18 protein-coding genes and 1 pseudogene are annotated in these 19,466 nt (G+C 43.6%); 4 read left to right on the top strand and 15 right to left on the bottom strand.

Annotated elements, in window-relative coordinates; all coding sequences use genetic code 11:
• Position 1: 1 nt before the first annotated feature.
• The 6 genes from AS888_RS12490 to AS888_RS12465 form a co-directional block, all read right to left on the bottom strand.
• Complete coding sequence (locus AS888_RS12490) at positions 2–796, bottom strand: sugar phosphate isomerase/epimerase family protein (RefSeq protein WP_061142474.1); 795 nt, start codon at positions 794–796, stop codon at positions 2–4.
• A 53-nt stretch (positions 797–849) separates the two neighbouring features.
• Complete coding sequence (locus AS888_RS12485; RefSeq protein WP_061142473.1) at positions 850–1,908, bottom strand: zinc-dependent alcohol dehydrogenase; 1,059 nt, start codon at positions 1,906–1,908, stop codon at positions 850–852.
• Positions 1,909–1,945: 37 nt separating this feature from the next.
• Positions 1,946–2,794, bottom strand: coding sequence for a carbohydrate ABC transporter permease (locus tag AS888_RS12480; protein ID WP_061142525.1), 849 nt, complete (start codon positions 2,792–2,794; stop codon positions 1,946–1,948).
• Positions 2,787–3,662, bottom strand: coding sequence for a carbohydrate ABC transporter permease (locus tag AS888_RS12475; protein ID WP_155645474.1), 876 nt, complete (start codon positions 3,660–3,662; stop codon positions 2,787–2,789). Before AS888_RS12475 ends, AS888_RS12480 begins: the two co-directional genes overlap by 8 nt.
• 158 nt (positions 3,663–3,820) lie before the next feature.
• Positions 3,821–5,122 (bottom strand): ABC transporter substrate-binding protein, encoded by a 1,302-nt coding sequence (locus AS888_RS12470; protein WP_061142471.1) that lies wholly within the window; start codon positions 5,120–5,122, stop codon positions 3,821–3,823.
• A gap of 11 nt (positions 5,123–5,133) precedes the next feature.
• Entirely contained in the window at positions 5,134–6,819 is a 1,686-nt protein-coding gene (locus tag AS888_RS12465; protein ID WP_061142470.1) for a sugar phosphorylase, read from the bottom strand.
• 343 nt (positions 6,820–7,162) lie between these two features.
• Between AS888_RS12465 and AS888_RS12460 the strand changes: the two genes are divergently transcribed.
• Positions 7,163–8,173: a LacI family DNA-binding transcriptional regulator gene (locus AS888_RS12460; protein ID WP_155645473.1), complete on the top strand. Its 1,011-nt coding sequence runs from the start codon at positions 7,163–7,165 to the stop codon at positions 8,171–8,173.
• Between the two features lie 103 nt (positions 8,174–8,276).
• On the opposite strand, the gene AS888_RS12455 is transcribed toward AS888_RS12460, so the two are convergent.
• From AS888_RS12455 to AS888_RS12445, 3 genes are all read right to left on the bottom strand, one after another.
• Entirely contained in the window at positions 8,277–9,398 is a 1,122-nt protein-coding gene (locus AS888_RS12455) for an NADH-dependent flavin oxidoreductase (RefSeq protein ID WP_061142469.1), read from the bottom strand.
• A gap of 28 nt (positions 9,399–9,426) precedes the next feature.
• A complete protein-coding gene (locus tag AS888_RS12450; RefSeq protein WP_061142523.1) occupies positions 9,427–9,738 on the bottom strand; it encodes a hypothetical protein in 312 nt (103 codons plus the stop codon).
• A gap of 110 nt (positions 9,739–9,848) precedes the next feature.
• Complete coding sequence (locus AS888_RS12445; protein ID WP_061142468.1) at positions 9,849–10,835, bottom strand: Gfo/Idh/MocA family protein; 987 nt, start codon at positions 10,833–10,835, stop codon at positions 9,849–9,851.
• 205 nt (positions 10,836–11,040) lie between these two features.
• On the opposite strand from AS888_RS12445, the gene AS888_RS12440 reads away from it, so the two are divergent.
• Complete coding sequence (locus tag AS888_RS12440; RefSeq protein ID WP_061142467.1) at positions 11,041–11,826, top strand: SDR family oxidoreductase; 786 nt, start codon at positions 11,041–11,043, stop codon at positions 11,824–11,826.
• Positions 11,827–11,888: 62 nt separating this feature from the next.
• On the opposite strand, the gene AS888_RS12435 is transcribed toward AS888_RS12440, so the two are convergent.
• The 3 genes from AS888_RS12435 to AS888_RS12425 all read right to left on the bottom strand — a co-directional run bounded on the left by AS888_RS12435 (position 11,889) and on the right by AS888_RS12425 (position 14,557).
• The gene (locus tag AS888_RS12435) at positions 11,889–13,112 is read right to left on the bottom strand and encodes a multidrug effflux MFS transporter (protein WP_061142522.1); all 1,224 of its coding nucleotides are present in this window, start codon (positions 13,110–13,112) and stop codon (positions 11,889–11,891) included.
• A gap of 190 nt (positions 13,113–13,302) precedes the next feature.
• On the bottom strand, positions 13,303–13,494 hold the full coding sequence (locus AS888_RS26450) for a hypothetical protein (RefSeq protein WP_061142466.1): 192 nt from the start codon (positions 13,492–13,494) through the stop codon (positions 13,303–13,305).
• 88 nt (positions 13,495–13,582) lie between these two features.
• Complete coding sequence (locus AS888_RS12425; protein WP_061142465.1) at positions 13,583–14,557, bottom strand: 2-hydroxyacid dehydrogenase; 975 nt, start codon at positions 14,555–14,557, stop codon at positions 13,583–13,585.
• A 193-nt stretch (positions 14,558–14,750) separates the two neighbouring features.
• Between AS888_RS12425 and AS888_RS12420 the strand changes: the two genes are divergently transcribed.
• A complete protein-coding gene (locus tag AS888_RS12420; protein ID WP_061142464.1) occupies positions 14,751–15,716 on the top strand; it encodes an MBL fold metallo-hydrolase in 966 nt (321 codons plus the stop codon).
• A gap of 53 nt (positions 15,717–15,769) precedes the next feature.
• Here the strand turns inward: AS888_RS12420 and AS888_RS12415 are convergent, their stop codons facing one another.
• Both AS888_RS12415 and AS888_RS12410 read right to left on the bottom strand, forming a co-directional pair.
• Entirely contained in the window at positions 15,770–16,741 is a 972-nt protein-coding gene (locus tag AS888_RS12415; protein WP_397251686.1) for a TRM11 family SAM-dependent methyltransferase, read from the bottom strand.
• Positions 16,742–16,875: 134 nt separating this feature from the next.
• A complete protein-coding gene (locus AS888_RS12410) occupies positions 16,876–17,967 on the bottom strand; it encodes a CotH kinase family protein (protein WP_061142462.1) in 1,092 nt (363 codons plus the stop codon).
• Between the two features lie 130 nt (positions 17,968–18,097).
• Here AS888_RS12410 and AS888_RS12405 point away from each other — a divergent pair, with 130 nt between their 5' ends.
• Complete coding sequence (locus tag AS888_RS12405; RefSeq protein WP_397251683.1) at positions 18,098–18,523, top strand: CotG/ExsB N-terminal domain-containing protein; 426 nt, start codon at positions 18,098–18,100, stop codon at positions 18,521–18,523.
• 182 nt (positions 18,524–18,705) lie between these two features.
• On the opposite strand, the pseudogene AS888_RS12400 reads toward AS888_RS12405, so the two are convergent.
• Positions 18,706–19,466: pseudogene (locus tag AS888_RS12400) on the bottom strand (transposase); the annotation flags it as partial.

Genomic DNA, 19,466 nt, shown 5'->3' with positions numbered 1-19,466 from the left:
TTTAGCCTAGTGATTGCTTTAGGTAATGTAACGCTTTCATATATTCCGCTTTCGGATCAATTCCCCTTACACGGCATTCCAGTGTTAAAAAACCATCATATCCATCTTCTTTAAGCTGATCAAAGTGTCGTTTGAAGTCCAGTGAACCGCTGCCTGGCTGAAAACGGTGGTTATCCGCCAGATGGATGTGCCGCACCAAATCCTGATTCAGATGAAGTGCCTCGGATATATCATCTTCTTCAATGTTCATATGATAGAAATCCGCGATGATTTTCACGTTGCCCAACTCATTTGCTTCTATATAACTCCTTGCATCTGCCAGCGTATTGATCATATGATCTTGATAGCGATTCAAAGGTTCAAGAAATATCGTTGTCCCGGTTTCCTTTGCAATTGTCTCCAAGTAAAGCAGGGAATCGGTAATGGCCTTCCTATCTGCCTCCTGGCTTCTAGGAGAATGCATTGGCGGCAAGCGGTACGTGAACATGCCCCAGGCAGCTGGAACGACAATCCCTTTCCCGCCCACTTCTTTGAGCGCCTCAAGGATTTTTTTGATTTCAGCTAATCCGTTCAGCCTGCGTTCCTCGTCGAAGTCACCGATCCAACCGGTGTAGCCTCCGCAGGCAGTCGTTACCGGAAGCCCTGTCTCCTCAATGGCAACCTTCACTTCTTCCAAATGGTCGACAAGGAGTTTGCCATCGATTTCATATCCTTCAAAGCCTGCTTCTTTTAAGAAAAAGAATTTTTCTTTCATATCCCTCGGAAAAAACGCTTGATCCTGTGTACCGATTTTCATAAATAAAGCCCCCATTCACAAGTACTCATCATTAAACATCGCGCGCTAAAGACTCATTTTTTATAGTCAATTCCCATTTTGATACTTAATTCGGGATGCTGATCGACATATTCCATATAGGCTTCTGCACTTTGTTCAAACGTAACGATTGGTTCGATGATATCCTCGCAATTTAAATAACCGTTCATTAGCAACTCCCAGCAGGTCTCTTCGATGCGCTTTCTGTTCCAGCGTGGATAATCTGGATTAGGCTCGCTTGCTGCGCGGGAGAACACGATTTTGGCATTATTGAAATGGGCTTCCCTTCCAAAGTTCAAACCTTCCGGAAAGGCTTTCCCAAAGGCCACATATGAAATGATGCCACCATAAGCAATGCCCTTCAGTGCCGCTTGAAGAGCTGCCGCATTTCCGCTTGTTTCAATGATTGAATCCGCCCCTATTTTGTTTGTCAGCTTTTTCACTTCAAAACCAACATCATCGATGGTCGGATCAAAACAAACATCCGCCCCGTTACGCCGTGCGATCTCCCTGCGTTGACTCAAGGGATCAACACCGACAACGATACTCGCACCCGCTTTTTTTGCCAGCTGGATGGCCAATTGTCCAATTGCACCAAGTCCCACCACTACGACATAATCACCTGCGCGTACATTGGCATCACGTACACCGCTCATGGCAAATTGTGCGGGATCATAGCACACGGCATTTTGCCATTTAGCTCCCTCAGGCATTTTACGTAATCGGTGGTTATCCACAGCATTCACAATGACCGTTTCCATGATGGGGCCGTATGTACAAACCGTATCCCCCACCTGGTATCCCGTTACATCGCTTCCTTTTTCAATGATTTGTCCTACAACCATATTCCCAAGCTGGAATTCGCCGAATACAATCCCTTTAGTCGACCCTTCTTCCCTTGGCATGAACATCCGCCACTCTTCAGAAAAATCCTCATCCATGAAAGGTGTCATCCCACGAAAGTCAATCACCTCCGTACCATGTTTAGGCGAGGCGAACTGTACATCTATTTTCACTTCATTCGGCTTGATGGCACTTTCTTCGTAATCGACCAATGCCGCTACTCTTGGTTTTACTGCAACTAATTTTTTCATCCTATATACCTTCTCTCGTTTATTTGATTTTTCCCGATTATCCCTTCACTCCGCCTTCGGTCATGTTCCCTTTTATGAAGTGCTCGGAGATTGCGTACATCCCTACAACAGGCAATGCCGTTATAAGCGAAGCTGCCATCATTCTTCCCCATATATAATCAGGTGTACTGAACAAGGCATTCAAGCCGATGGGAAGCGTGAAGTTTGCCGAATCCGATAGGAATATCGATGCAAACAAGTAATCATTCCAGGCGACCATAAAGGAATATACAAAAACAGATATAATCCCTGATAGAGCTAGAGGGATGATAATATAGAAAATGATCTGGATTCGGTTTAATCCATCGATCATCGCTGCTTCCTCCAAATCATCCGGAATGGTGTCAAAATAACTTTTTAACATAAAAATCGAAGTGGGAAGCGTTTGAACGATCATCGTGATGATCAGTGCCGTTTTCGTATCATACAAGCCGAGCCCGGAAATGATCTTGAATAACGGCACGATAAGCAAAATCCCAGACAGCATATACACGGTATAAAAGCTGGCATTAATGGTCGTCTTTCCGATAAAGTTCAATTTCGAAAGGGCATAGGCCCCGAAAATGCCGATTAAAACCGACAGCAGCGCTGCAGTGAGAGCCACAGTTAAGCTGTTTTTAAAATAAGATAAAAAAGGGAAGATATCCGGGTTGAAGATATCAACATAATGCTGGAATGTCCAATGCTTCGGAAAAAAGGTTGGTTCGGTAGCAACCGCTTCCCTAGAGGTCTTGAAGGAAGTCATCAGCATGATGAAAAATGGGAATAGGGAAACGATCAATAAGGCGATCAGCCCGGTATAAAACCCGATCTTCCTTGCTGCTTTATTCTTTTTACTGCTAGCCATTGCCATTGAATTTCACCCGCTTTCTTGATGCTATTATTACGATGGAAAGGATAATGAAAAGAATGACAGAAATGGATGCGGCCTTACCAAGATCATTAAAGGCAAATGCCGTTTCGTATAAGTAAATCCCGATGATGTTCACTTTGTTCGTTAACAGATATACATCTGTGAACATATAGAACAACCAGATGGAACGAAGGGTTATTATCGTTATCAGCACAGGCATGATCGCCGGGATGGTCACATTCTTGAACTTCTCCCACGTTGACGCCCCATCGATTTCCGCCGCTTCATATAAACTGGAATCCACTGTCTGCAAGATTGCCAGAAACGAGATGAATGCATATGGGAAGTATCTCCATATTGCAAAAAGCACGACCAGTATGAAGCTGCTGACAGGATTGTCAAACCATAGGGGCGCCTTATCGAATAAATGGAACACGTCCACTCCCAGATGATTTATGACACCATATCCATTATTGAACATGTATTTCCACGCAAATACCAAGGAAATCGAAGGGGTTACATAAGACAGGATAATTAAGGATCGGGCTGCTTTACGGAATTTGAAGGGGCGATTAAAAAAGATCGCCACGGCCAATCCCAATGCCGTACTCCCTGCCACTGCCAGTATCATGTATAAAACTGTAATTCCTAATGATTTAATGAATTCGACATCCGTCAGTATGTCCGTATAGTTTTTTAACCCGACAAAGGTCGCATCTAGCCGTGGATTGATTGGCAGATCAAAAAAACTAATCTTTATGTTGGATATCATTGGATATGCCACAAGCAAAAGCACTAAAAAGACGCTTGGGAAAAGCAGTACCAATGCCAACCTCATATCCGATTTCCCTCTGTTTTTCATGTTCATGACCCCCTGAATACATACCGTTTTCCCCTAAGAGATGTCCAAGACCCTTTTGATCGACGAGGGATCTTGCTCCCCTCTTCATTAGGTATAGAGCTTGGACATACTCACTAAAATAGAGGATCTTGCCGGATGTTTTTGCCTTTCCTTGAATCTTATTTACTTAAGACATCTTTAATTTTCTTTTCAGCGATTTCAAGTTCACCATCGACGCTTTTTCCGCCAACTGTAATTTCATTCACTAATTTCGAAATGGCGCCTGAGCTCGTTATATCTCCCATTTTCGTGTAGTTTTTCCCGCCGACCAGACCAAAGACTTGGATATCGTTAAAGGATGTGGCAATTTCCGTCGATAAATCCCCGAAGGATTTCACCACTTCATTGGCCTGATATGCAGCGTTTTCCGTAACCGCTTTATTGACAGGCTGTGCACCGCCTGGTGACATCAATACCCAATCTGTCATATTTTCCGGCTCTGACAAAAACGCCGTGAATTTTTCTGCCGCCTCTTTTTGTGCATCTTCCAAACCAGAGGAAATGGTGATAGCCGATACCGTACCATACACGGCTTTTGTTTTTTGTTCAGGAATCGCAAAACCAATATTGTCTGCATCGCCTTCCGCATGAACCGAAGGGAGGATATACGTCGAATATAGAGCCATTGGCGTCGTTCCATTCATGAATGCATCTTTTACCTCAGTGGTATCATTTGATCCCGGCATCGTATATTGGGCCAGTTCTTTATAATAGGTTAGCGCGTCCTTCATTGCTTTTTTATTCATATCCAGCTTTCCATTGACATCCAGTACATTGGCATTGTTCGATAGCGCAAATTGAGAGAATGCTTGCTCCGAGAATCCTCCTTCGATGGTCGGCAAGCCGATGCCGTACTTTTTACTGCCGCTGTCCGTAAATGCCTTTGCGACCTTCAGTACATCCTCCCAGTTTTTCGGCTCTTCAAAACCTTTGGAGGCCAGCATATCTTTATTGAACCAAATTCCTTGTACCCAGCCACTTATCGGAATTCCGGTATAACCCTTCCCATCTTCTGGTGTCATTAATTTTAAAGCGCCGTCATAGAAGTCTTTTTCACCCGCTTTCTCAAGCGTTTCGGTAACGGCCTCTTTATCGATAAGCTGCTCTTTATCCATTACCTTTGCGTAGTCCTGGCCAACTTCTAGGACTGCAGGAAGCTTTCCGGCGCTCGCTAACGTGATGATCTTTGTGTTATATGCATCTTCTTGAACCGGAACTTGCTTAATTTTTATGGCCGGGTTTTCTTTCTCGAATTTATCCACCAGCTTGTTGATCACCGCCAGACGCTCTTGTTCAACGGAAGAATGCATGAATTCGATCGTTATGATCTCATCTGTGCCTGTTTTGTTGCTTCCGCTGCAGGCTGATAATACAACGCTTAAAACGAAGATCAACGCTACACTCATGATTTTGAGTTTCATCGGTTTGCCTCCTAGTTACTTGATTTCAACCAAAGGAATTGATAGGGATCCAGTGTTATAGTTTCGGCGAAAGTCACTTCTTCCCCAGTGATCAGATTTACATATTCTCCCAATAATTCGAAACCAACCGGTTCATTCGCAATATTATGAATAATGGTAAGGCTTTCACCGGAGTCGGTGCCCCTCTTGAGTGCAAATATCTTTTCTCCTTTTTCCAAAACCTCCATAGGCACATCCGGATGGAATAAGGCTTCCGCTTTTCTTACTTGAATGATGGTCGTTAATTCGCGATATATCTTGCTTCGCAACGTACCAGGTTTTGTCAGCTCAGCTTCGATTTCTTCCAAACTATACTTTTGACGGTTAATGGAACGGTTCATTCCTGTTTTGGCAACGCCATCATAATCATTTCTGGATCCTAATATACTTTGGATGTATATCGCCGGCACTCCTTGAAGTGATAATAAAATGGAATGTGCCGATAAGAACCGTTTCATCCTTAATTCATCATCATCCGCGCGTTTATTTAACGCGTCCAAGTAAGTCACGTTTATTTCGTATGGACTTTGTGTGCCATCAGGATTATTTTTATAGTTTACCTTTGCTCCTTCTTCTTTAAGATCGGATACGAGCGCAAGAATTTCTTCTTCCGGGATGATGCCGCGAATCGGATTCAAGCCGATGCCGTCATGGGAAGCGAGGAAATTAAAGAAGGTTGTCTCGTCGCCTGCCGGCTGCAGATTTCTTGCCCAGTTTGTGAGAGCGCTCCCATTGCCCCGGTTGATTGTATATAGCACAAGTGGCGGTAGGGGAAATTGATAAACCATATGTGCTTCATCGCTTCCATTGCCGAAATAGGAAATATTATCTTTATGAGGTACATTTGTTTCCGTGATGATGACCGTTCCTTTCGCTACTTCCTCAACAATATCACGGAATAGTTTGATGATTTGATGTGTTTTTTCAAGATGGATGCACGTACTTCCAACTTCCTTCCACATGAATCCTACCGCATCGAGCCGGATATATTCAGCACCGTGCTCAATATAGAATAATAGGACATCGATCATACTCAATAAAACATTTGGGTTTTTGAAGTTCAAATCAATTTGGTCTTCACTGAACGTCGTCCAAATATATTTTTCTGCTCCATCTTCCATTTCGAACTTGGTGAGAACTGGAGTGGATCTTGGTCTCGTTACTGCACTCAGATCTGTGTCAGGTTCCATCTCCGTAAAAAAGTGAGCATATTCGGGATTGCCTTTTATGTATTCTTTAAACCATTCACTCTTTGCCGAAATATGATTGCACACATAATCGAACATGATTCTCGTTTTCTTGGATAGGTTTTCTACATCTCCCCAATCTCCTGCTATTGGATTGACCTTCTTATAGTCGATGACCGAAAAACCATCATCCGACGAATAGGGATAAAAGGGAAGCAAGTGGACAATTTCGAATTGGTCTGCCAAATAACGATCAAACACCTTCTCAAATGTCGCCAATGCCGGCTTTCCTTCCTCCCGGAATTGATCTGAATACGTAATTAATACCAGATCTTTTTCATCCCATCTTTGTTTTCGTTCTTTATAATGGGTTTGTTTTGCTTTCAATAACTTTTCTTTCAGGCTAGTCCATATATTTTGTGCATCAGATTCCCCATATATTGCAGACAGCCTCTGTTTGATATATTCCATATACGCCTCCTCCTTGGAACCGTTTCCATAAATTGATAGATTGATATTTTATTCGTGGTACCGCTCCCACAAACAAAATATAATACAGTAAGCGCTTTCTGTCAACGAAAACCAAAAGAGGAATCCCTGATTTTTTTCAATTTTCGCATACTGGCTAAACAGGGCTTTCTCTGCCTGCATCCCTTCCGGTTTTAAAATTTCTATTGCCAGCATCACGTTTCACCCATATAATTTACCCTATGAAACCGCTCTCTTTAACATTCATGCACCACATTTACTATTGAACCTTTAAAATCCAGAAGAAAAGATCATACAGAACCATACCAGGAGGGGGAGAACATTATTGGGACACACCATTTACGATATCGCCCGTGTTGCAATGGTTTCAAAATCCACCGTGTCACGCGTTCTCAACAATCAAAGCAATATCTCTGAAGAATCGCGTGAGCGTGTGTTAAAGGCAATTGAACAACTGAACTATCATCCCAGCAAACTAGCCAGGGCCCTTTCCTCAGGATTTGATGCCATCATGGTACTATCTCGTTCCACCAAAACTACCGCTAATAACCCATTTTTCTCTGATATTATCCATGCCATATCAACCAATGCCGAAGATAAAAACTTCGATGTTATATTACAGACGGCAAAAAACAGCCAGGACGAGCTTCAAAAATGCATTCGGAAAATAAAAGAGAAGTTCATAAAAGGGATTATCATGTTAAGTTCCCCTGCAGATGAGACCTTTTTCCAGCAGATAGATCCCTTTAATATCCCTATAGTAGTCATTGGAAAGGTTGAGGGAGATTATAAAAATGTTTTTTCTGTAGATACGAATAACTTTATGGACAGTTATGATTTGACGCAATACTTGATCGATAAAGGACATAGCGATATTGCCTGCCTGCATTCTCCATTGGATTATCATGTTTCCATCGATCGCTTGGAAGGATTTAAATCATGCATGATTGCAAATGGCCTCCCGTTAAAGGATGAATGGATCGTGAATAGCGGTTACACCATTGATGCCGCCCATCAATCAGCAAAAAAAATGCTGGGAAATAACCCGCCGACGGCCATTTTTGCCACGGATGATCTTAAAGTGATGAGTATCTATAAGATGGCCGCCGAAAATGGTATTTCCATTCCGGAAGATCTATCCATTGTAGGATACAGCAATTCAAATTTACATCCATTCCTTTCTCCATCTTTGACCTGTAAAGAGATTCCCGTGAGGAAATTAGGAGATGTAGCAACACAAATACTTTTTGCAAAAATCCAGAACGATCCAAACACGAAGCCACATACGATCATTCCAACCGAAAACATCATCCAAAATTCCGTAGCTGAGATTTGAATAATGGAGTTTTCAGGAAAGAATCCTAGTAAAATGAGATGACATTCAAAAAAACGTCCTCCAATGAATGGAGGACGTTTCTTTTCACTCTTGATTTTCATATTCAATCCACGACCGGGAGCCAACCCTTGACCCCAATTAGCTTTTCCCAGAGCGGATCGGGAATGACCAGTTCGGCCTGATCTTTTTTGGAAAGCGTCGTTCGTATTTCCATTTCTTTTCCTGACCTGATTTTTTCGATCCAATGCGGCTCCATCAGTAGCTCCCGGCCAAGGGCGATAAAAGGGACACCCGTTTCCATAGCTTCTGCCACTTCATCGGGAGTATGCAGTGCCCCTACACCGACGACCGGGATGCGGTTGCCCACTTTATCGTATATTTTAACGATCCGTGACTTGGTCCTGTCACTCTCACGGAAGGAACCATTCCAGAAATGGCCTACCGAGATATGCAGGTAATCAAGATTTTGATTCGCCAATCTATCAACAAGCTGCAGCGTATCATCCAAAGTAATTCCGGGATTGCTACCTTCTTCAGGGGATAGACGGTAGCCGATGATAAATGGCTTCTTGGCATGCTCAGCAACTGTTTTTTCCACTTCATTCACAACTGTGAGCGGGAAAATGAGCCGTTTGCCTAATGTCCCTCCCCATTTATCGGAACGGCGATTCGAGTGTGGCGAGAAGAACTGCTGGAGCAAGTATGTATTGGCGCCATGGATTTCCACACCATCGAATCCTGCTTCAATCGCCCTTCTTGTCGCTTCTCCAAATGCGGTAATGACTTCTTGTATGTCGTCTTCACTCATTTCCCGCGGTACCGGTGCATCCTCTTTGGAAGCAACGGCGCTGGCTGAAACTGGCTGGTTATCAGGCAATAACTCCGGAGGGCTTTGGCGACCGCCATGATAGATTTGTAAAATGGCTTTTGATCCGTTGGATTGAATCGTTTCCGCCAATTTTTTTAACGATGGGATAAAGGAATCGTCATCTGCACTTAATTGGCCCGGAAACCCTTTGCCACTGGCCATGACATAAGCACACGCCGTAATCACTGCGCCTACACCTGCAGAACGATCGGCGTAGTAAGCCAGTTCCGCATCGGTCACCACCCCATGATCATCTGAAGAATAGGTGGTCATCGGGGCCATCATGATCCGGTTGTTCACTTCGACCCCTGATGAAAATTTGTATGGTTGAAAAATCTTTTCGTATTTTTGATTCATGCCAATTGTCCCCCTTCACATTCTACTGTTACTGGTGATGATGATGCCCGTTCGGTTCTTTAGAAGGATTAGTAATTTCAAAGCCTTCTTCAGGTACGTAAAAATATTTGATCCAGACACCGTCAAGAAATTCCTCACGTGAGTCCAGCAAAATATCAATATCTTTATCCGTTTTGACGATTTCATCATGCGCAGCGGGTGTATCCAGCTTCATCTCATAATGAGCATGGTCACCATGCATATGGGTGATATACACACGGACCATTTTTCCTTTTGCTTCATCCGTGTTCAGCATATTATGAAGAACCTTTGCTGCATTCCGATTAATTTTGCATTTCATGTCCATTCCTCCAGCAATAAAATTGTCCGTGTACTCAATTGTACCCACCTTAAGGTAATCCGTAACATCCATTTATACCCTTCCAACTTGAGGCTGTACTCATTAAAGGCTTATGATCGGTCTGCCGGGAAGACGATACCGATTTGGCGTCTTGCTTCGTCCATGATTTCCATCGTCGATAGTGAGTGGGAGAAAGAATTTATATCGGACTCCATTTTCCCCTGCTTTATCAATCCAACGAATTCTTCCGCTTCATAATACATCGACGGCATATCCTGAGGTACCGTAATATTTTCAGCGGTTCCGTCGCGGTACTGGATACTTGCAGCAACCGGTCCTGAAATTTTCTGTATTAAGATGCTTCCAAGTTCCCCCTGAATTTCAGTTGGCTGATCGGATTGGGTGATCTTCGAATACATGACGACTGCTTCCATATCATCGTAAGAAAGCAAGATCGAGCCCTGCCCATCAACTCCTGATTCAAGCATCGTTCCTGTTGCCTGCACCTTATTCGGTTTACCGAATAGAACAACAAGCGGATACAGGACATAAATCCCCAAATCCATTAATGAACCACTCGAAAATTCCGGATTGAATGCATTCAGCACTGTACCCTGTTTATACGCATCATAGCGGGAGGAATATTGACAAAAGCTTGCCGTAAAACGGCGTACTTCGCCGATTTTCGCGATATTTTCCTGCACGCTTCGGAAATTTGGCATGATCGTTGATTTCATCGCTTCCATCAATAGCACGCCATTTTGTTGGGCGGCCTCGATCATTTGCTTCACCTCGGCCGCATTTGAGGCCATTGGTTTTTCACATAATACATGCTTCTTAGCTTGTAAAAATAATACTGCCTGCCTGCAATGATGGGAGTTGGGGCTGGCTATATAGACAGCGTCGATCGTATCGCTTGCGGCCATTTCCTCCAAATTCGTAAAAATCGTCGAAACTCCATATTTCCCGGCAAATTCCTTAGCCTTCTCTTCCGTCCGTGAATATACCGCCGTTAACGATAGATCCGCTACATGCTTTGCCCCCTCCAAAAATCGTTCCGTGATCCAATTTGTTCCTATTACCCCTATTCGTATCAACAGCCTATCCCCTTTCAAGCTAACTTATTATGTACTCAATATACCGACAATTCATAAAAAAACAAAACATAATGATTAACGGCAAAGGTTCAAATTGGATTTTTTAGGCAATATTCGTATATAATTTCCTATATTACCACTGCCATGAGGTTTCTACATACTCCCTAAAGGGGAAAGAAAACTAAAAAAGGAGCGTGTGAAGGTTATGTCAGATTTAATGAAAAATAAGGTGGCCATCATTACCGGCGGAGGATCGGGAATTGGCCGGGGGGCAGCACTGAAGCTAGCTGAAAACGGTGCGAACATCATCTTTTTCGATCGCACCGTGGAAAAGGCTGAAAAGGTGAAGGAAGAGGTTGAAAATCTCGGCCGGGAAGCGTTAATCATTAAAACCGATGTATCAAAGCCGGAGCAAGTTGAACATGCCTTCAAGGCTGCCTATGACCATTTCGGAAAAATTGACTTCGTATTCGCTAATGCGGGCATCAACGGCGTGATTGCCCCAATTGAAGACATCAAACCAGAAGATTGGGATCAAACGCACACCATTAACCTTAAAGGTACCTTTCTCACCATCAAATACGCCATTCCATATATGAAGGAAACGGGCGGCAGCATCGTCATCAACAGCTCCATCAATGGTAACCGATTTTTCAAGAACTTTGGTTTTTCCGCCTATAGCGCCTCCAAAGCTGGACAGGTCGCATTCGGTAAAATGGCAGCGCTCGAATTGGCAAAATATAAAATCAGGGTCAATACCATTTGTCCCGGGTCAATCGATACGAACATCCACGACAATACTTTCCCTGAAGATGAACACTTAGAGAAAATCAGGATACCCATCGAATATCCGCAGGGCTCACAGCCTTTAGCCAATAAAGCTGGAACCACCGAGCAGGCTGGTGACCTTGTATTATTTTTAGCTTCTGACATGTCCTCCCACGTCACCGGCACGGAAGTTTATATCGACGGAGCAGAATCGCTATTATAATCCATGAAACCTTAACAAAAAGAGCTGAAATCCCACCAAGGGACTTCAGCTCTTTAGCTGTTTTAAGCGACCTTTCTTAAGCCGCGGCGTGCAAGCATTAGGTAAGCGAGCATGGCGATCGCATGACAGCTTACCATCACAATTCCCATCGGCAGGGGTGATTCGCCAGAACCCAAGCCCACCAAAGGAGCCATGAGTGAGCCCAGTATGAAGGGCAGCAATCCAATCAAGGCCGATGCACTGCCTGCCGTTTTTTTCTGATTTTGCATCGCTAACGAAAAACTCGTCGTACCGACGATGCCGACGCTTGAAACCGAGAGGAACAGAGCGATTAGAATTCCTGCTAACCCTATCTCGAAAAGCACTGAGGCAATAAGGAAAACCCCCCCAAACAGGGCAAGACATAATCCGATTTGAAGGAGTTTTTCTTCTTTCACCCTTCCTGCCAGCTTTCCTGCCACTTGAGAGGCAATGATGATTCCCACTCCATTCATTGCAAAAATCAAGCTGAATGTCTGTGGGGAAACGCCATATATGTTCTGGAGGACAAAGGGAGAACCGGAAATATAAGCGAACATGGCAGCACTTATGAAGCCTTGTGAAAAGGCATACCCCATAAATACACGGTCACCCACTAAATTCCCAAAAGTCCTGATTGTGTCGTATATCCCCCCGGCGCTCCTGAAATTAGGCGATAAAGTTTCCTTTATCCCGAAAAAGGCAGCGGCAACCATCAGGACACCTAATATCGCAATCACCAGGAAAACGCCCCGCCAAGAAGTGAACTGTAAAAGCTGTCCCCCAAACACAGGAGCCAAAATCGGCGCCGCCCCATTAACCAGCATGAGCATGGAGAAGAATTTGGTCAAATCCGTTCCTGAAAATAAATCACGGACGATGGCCCTTGAAATGACGATGCCCCCCGCACCCGCAACGCCTTGGATAAAACGTAATAATAATAGCAATTCAATCGTTGGAGCAAAGGCACATAACAAAGATGAAAGGCCATAAACCGATAAAGAAATGATTAACGGTGTGCGCCTGCCTTTCGCATCGCTTAGCGGCCCCAAATACATTTGGCCAAGTGCCAACCCTAACAAGCAGGCAGTCAAACTCAGCTGTGCCAGGGACGTACTGCTTTTCAGATCATCCGCCAGTGATGGGAGACCTGGTAAATACATATCCAGTGACAGTGGTCCAATCGCTGCAAAAGAACCTAGCATAAGTGCCAAAAGCAGTCTTTTGGATTTAGTCATTTCGTCACCTGTCGATATCGTTTCCTTCATTTCAATCATTCGTTAACCTATCCCTTTCAACTAATTGTTTTTCGCTTTCTTCATTTTACAAAAGATCGGAACAATTTACGATAAGTATGCCTCCCTTGATCTGGAATTCTCCCAATGTGGTTGCCTATCGCTCTGTCTACCTTTGCTGCAAAACGGCGAAATTCATCTGAAATATACCTCGCCCAAATCCTTAGATTGGAATCCACTTCAGTGCATTTTTCCGTACTGGCAATAAAAAATGACCGCTTTTTGGAGTCATTTCAGATGATAAACGGCTTACACTGCATTTTTCAGGTCGTCCGCTGATTTTTCCGACCCACCCCGCACTTTTTCCGGCCATCCTCCGATTTTTTCCGGCCTTAACCACACTTTTTCCGGCCATCCTCCGATTTTTCCGACCTACATCGCACTTTTTCCGGCCGGCCTCCGATTTTTCCAGCCTCCCCGCACTTTTTCCGGCCGTCCGCGGATTATGCTTTATTCAACAATACTAAATTTCGGGGGGTATCTCCCGCCAATCCATCCGCCAGGTTTTGTACAGCTAGGGCTGCCATTTTCAGTCTTGTGGCAATGCTGGCACTCCCGATATGCGGTAATGTAACCAGATTGGGCAATGTTAGCAGCGGGTGCTCGACAGGAACGGGTTCATCTTCAAATACATCCAGCCCTGCTGCCCAGATTTCACGATTCTTCAAGGCATGATATAATGCCTTTTCATCGATGATCCCGCCTCTTGCCGTATTTATGAGCACACTCGTCCCCTTCATTAATTTCAACTGCTCCTTGCCAATCATATAAGCGGTATCCTTTGTAAGCGGCAGCATGACACACACAAAATCGGATACTTGAAGCAGCTTTTCAAGCGGGAGGTATTTCATGCCCAATTTCTTTTCCTGTTCATATTTACGGCTTCGATTAAAATAAACCAAATTCATATCAAAGCCCTTCGCTCTTTTGGCCAGTGCTTCCCCTATCCTGCCCAAGCCGATGATTCCCAGTGTTGCACCGTGTACATCCTGCCCAGTCAGCTGCAAGGGAGACCATGTTTCCCATTTTCCGCTTCTTAAATAATCGGCTGCCTCCATCATCCTTCTTGCCGTTGCCAGCAGCAAGCCAAAGGTTAGGTCAGCTGTCGTTTCCGTCAATACCCCAGGTGTGTTCGTTACCATGATGCCCCGTTCCGTGGCACTGTGCGCATCGATATTATTGTGGCCGACCGCCATATTGGCAATGATTTTCAACTTAACCGCCCGATCGATCAGTGCCTTATCAATTTGTTCCGTCAACAGGCAAAGCAGCCCATCCACTTCCTTCACTTCTTCTTCAAGGACTTCCCTTGGTACCGGTATCTCCTCTTCCTCCCACATCCTGATGTCATGATCCCTTCTTAAACCTTCGATGATTTGTTCCGGCAATTTCCTTGTAATATAGATTTTCGGCCTCACTTGATAACCTCCTATATTGATTCATTCGATCCACCCATAAAAAACCATAATCGGACAGTTCATCCAGATCATATGGGAGCTTCTTCTTGACAGTTTCCTTTCAATCAACTAATCATAGAATAACAAAGTCTTACTATTTCGTCATTTCACTAGTTTTCCAATTTGTTTATCTTTAGGAGGATCCCGGAATTTCATGAAAACGAATGCAGATTTTGAAATTTATCCAATCATCGCTCCGAGCGCTTTATCTTTAAAAAGCATAAACTTTTACTTAGTGAAAAAGGCAGACGCTTTAACATTGATCGATGCAGGCATGAATGATGATACTTGCTGGAATGCCTTGCAGCACACATTGAAGGAAAATGATTTGAACATTGGGGATATCAGGGATATCTGGTTAACCCACCATCATGGAGATCATGTTGGTTTGGTCAATAAGATTACTGCGCGCTACCCGATTCCGGTATATGCCCATCCTAAAGCCGTTCCTCGCCTAAAACGAGATCCCGATTTCTTAAGCATGCGCATTGAATTTTATAAACAGCTTTATTTGGAGATGGGCTGTGGTGAACTTGGCGATAAACAGGTGGCTTACCTTTTCAACGCGGTCGACCATAATAAAGATCAAAAGTTGAATGGCGACATCATTGGAATCACCGAAAAACACTTGTTTGACTTTGAGGTGATTGAATTTCCCGGGCATGCCCCGGACCAAATCGCCTTTCTTGATCCAAAAGGAAATCGACTGCTTTCCGGTGATTTATTGATCGAGCATATTTCAAGTAACGCCTTGATCGAACCTGATGATAAGGGCAATAGAATGCGGACTCTTGTCGAACATATCGACTCTTTGAAGCGATGTTTGGCATTACAGGTTGATCTCCTTCTGCCTGGTCACGGGAATATCATTGAACAGCCAAGTCTTTTGATTGAAAAAAGGCTGAATGGCATCGAGAGGAAATCACAAAAAATCTTGGCAATGATAGAAAACGGAATTTCTTCTGGAAATGAGCTGGCAAAGGCATTTTACAGGCAAAAGTATGTATCCCAATTCCCGCTTGTCATGTCAGAAATCATCGGTCACTTGGATTATTTGGAGTACCAGGGGAAAATCACGAAGAAAGTCATCGGAAAAGTGGTTCATTATCAAGCGATGTAATCATCAAAAAGGCTGAAATCCATTAAAGATTTCAGCCTTCTTTTTTGGCACTCTCACACGCACACTACAACCTGTCTCGAGAAAATCCCTTTCCTCGCTACACATCGATCGGCAATTTCAAACCCTGCTTCACCAATCATCTGATCCATCGTGTCAATCGTCACGACAACGACTTTGTCAGCGAAACGTTTTGCATGTTTAAGGATCGAGAGCTGATCCTCCGGTGTCGCATGCGTATATAAATTGTAGGGCATATCAATGATCGCCACATCATAGTTACTGGTGACCTCTGAAATCGGACCTGTGGTTACTTCGCCCTCAAGTCCAAAATAGGCAATGTTCTCCCTAGAGCCGTCTGTAACGAGCGGATTGATATCTCGCCCAACAATATTTATCCCCATTGATAGCGCCTCTACCAATACGGTACCAATCCCGCAGCATGGATCGATGGCCTTCACTCCATCAGGATGCGGAACGGCTATGTTCGCAATGGCCCTTGCCACCCTTGTGCTTAGGGCAGTTGAATATTCTCGAGGCTTCTTCATATGATGTAACCAAATTGCATCAGGTTTGACATACTCGCCAAAATACCAACGCCCGCCGAGGGGCACGATTCCGAACACCTGATCAGGATTGCGTACATCCGCCTCCGCTTGGATGTGCCAGCCAATCTCTCGTTCGATTTCACGCTGCCCATCATAATCTATTTTTTCTTCTTCATTCAAATCATTGATTTTTACGAATAGCACTTTGAACGTTGAATCCGGCAAATGAATGGTCTTTACTTGCTCAACGATTTCGGAGATGCTCTCCCCTTCGAACATGACATCCACACGCCCTTTTATAAAAGGACTTCTGCTCGGTTCAATTTTTATATCGCTTTTCAAAATGTTTCCTTCCGTTTCAAAACCAAAGAACGAGCGCATCTCCATTTTGGATAATGAGCGTTCGTCAGGGGTGCACGTAAACGTATATATATAGGCCGGTATCCGGCTATGATTAGTCAATCCATTCCCATCCTTCATTTTCTTTAGATTATATCTTTCTATCAAACATAGCCGTAATGGTATAGAAAAGCAAATGGAATCGCACAAAAAAACTTGAAGGCTCCATGGTGTTTTTGCCCAATTTCATTCAACATCTAAAGAAAAGGGAACGTTCAATCCAATTTATGCAGCTGGCCATTGATATATTTGGCACGTTTCTCTATGAATTTCAGGATGAAATCAGGCTCATTATCAAAAATATCCTGATGATCTTTAATATATGGATCTTTCGGGACATATGGGCTTATTTGGTCATGCAGCCCAATAATGATGGGTTTCATATGACTTACGTTAAATCGGGTGTCCATAATCTCTTTTAGAAGACTTTGGTACTGAAGACGAAATGCCCTTATATCGAGGATCCTGGCAGTCAATGTATTAAACCCCGCGATGCCCACGTAGTCCTCTTCCATCACTTCTCCATTGACATCCCTTCCCCACGTCGCATCATAATCCCACGGGATGATTTCAAACAGTCCTGTAGCACCATTTCGGTACAAGGCATAGTTATGAACGAATCCATCATAGTTTTGCGTGAAGATGACGCCTGCCAGCCAGCGCAAGTACTTATCCACATCGATATATTTTACGATTTCCTTTTCAAAATCCACTCTTGAAATGGTATTGATTTGGATGAGCAATTCCTGTAAATATAATTCATCTTTTGCAGTGCCGCATTTTTTTTGATAGCCCATCTCCAAAGATTTTTTGATTCCTTTATCCAAATCGCTCATTAAGGAAAAATTGGCATCGCCGTCCACTGCATAGAAAATGGAACCTTCCGGAAGATTCCTTTGCTTCAAGTAATATTCATCCACGGACTCCAGTTCCAGATATATCCCCTCATCCCGCCCGTTAAGATTCAGGTGTACGAACTGGGATTTAGGCGCCAAGGTTCCGATATCCGCAAAAAAGTCCAGCGATAATTTATTTCTCAGTAACGATTTATCGTTATATTCAGCATTCAAATGAATCTCTTTTGCTCCCTTGAATGTATGTGGCTTATAAAAAACTACATGATAGGACTTTTTCCGAAACTCCCGGATATGCGAGCCACGGTAAACAATATCAATATCCAGCTTCTTTTTGTTGATGGTTAGCTTTGCAGGCAGCGGATCATTGCACCATATATCCCTGCGCAGTTCCATTAAATTAACAGGTGGAATAAACAGCTGATACATGGGCAGCTTCTTGTCAGCATTCATATAACCCTTCCCTTTCACTTTCCTATTAAAATATGGAAAAAAGTGAAGGACGTCACCAAAATGCAACTATTTTTTTACAGGCTGTGCGAATATCTTTAGCACATTACGTACAAGCAGCATAGTTTATCGTATGGAAAGGGGGATTATTATTATGTCAAACTTCATTCGTGATATACAAAATGCTGTTGATAGGGCCAATTCGATGGGATTGGGCGATTTCATGTTCAAGGACCCACGCTCAAAAGGGCGCTCGTCACGTAAAAACGATAAAAAAAGACGTTCTACTTGCAGCACTAAACGTTGCACAAGCAGGAAACGGTCCACTTGCGGCACGAAACGCCGCTCTAGCAAGAAACGGTCAACACGCAACACACAAAGACGTTCTTGCTGGAAACGGAGCTCAACTCGCGGCACGCAAAGGCGCTCAAGCAGAAACAGGAAATCAACAGGCTGCAAAAAAAGGAACACTTGCAGGAAACGGTGTTCCTCCCACAAGCGCGGATGCCACGGCAGCGGCAGCATTAAGTTCAAGAAGAAATGGAAATGGAGCTTCTAGTTTCATGACGTCTTCTCGTGTAATTGGACAATGTTAAAAGAAGAAGAGACGTGTTCTTTAACGTCTCTTTTTTCAGTTTGTAGACAAAAGGGGTTCGGAATTAAAAAATTCCGAACCCCTTTTGAAATTCCTTTGAAATTTTGACCAAAGGTTACGAGATTTGGGCTCTTCGAGCCACTATGTTAAGCCGTTTTAGGACCTTGCCATGTCCAAGTGGCCATCTTCTTTAAATTCATGGCAGCGAAAGTAAGCATCGCCTGCATCGACAATTTTTTAAGTCCCCTTAAAGTAGTCCAACGCATACCATGCTTTTCTTTTGCATCTGCGAATACACGCTCAATCGTTTCTTTGCGTTTCGCATATATAGGTTTTACCTCTTGATGATGACGCAGATGATCTGCTTCTTCCACATATGCTTGCCAGATATGCCGTGTCACTACTTTTTGATGGTCTTTGCTTTCAGTACAACAATCAAAGTGTTCATCGTAAACATAGTCATGTTTGCGAAAGAATCCTTCTTTTGTACGAGGACGTTTATAGGGTAAAGGCAGGTGTGATTTCTTTGTTAAATAGGTAGCTTGTAATCGCTGGTGTTTTATAAGCTGCATCTGCGGCAACTGCTTCTGGTTTTCCAACTTTCTCAATCACTTGCTCAACAAGTGGCTCCAAAATCTGACTGTCATGTGTATTACCAGGTGTTACAATCGTTCCCAATACAAAACCGTTGCCGTCTGCGGCCGCATGGAATGAATAGGCAAACTGTTTTGTTCGTTCATCTTTCACATAGTAGCCACTCTCAGGATCCGTAGTACTTTCTTTAATTGCTTTGGTTTCTTCCTTATCAAATTTATCTGGTGGAAAAGGCTTCTTTCCATGGTTTTCACGATCTTGATTGATTTCTTCTTGAAGACGTCCTTGATACGCTCGTGTTTCTTTACGAACA

Source organism: Peribacillus simplex (assembly GCF_001542915.1).
Lineage (GTDB): Bacteria > Bacillota > Bacilli > Bacillales > DSM-1321 > Peribacillus > Peribacillus simplex_B.
This window is presented reverse-complemented; position numbering and strand designations above follow the sequence as displayed.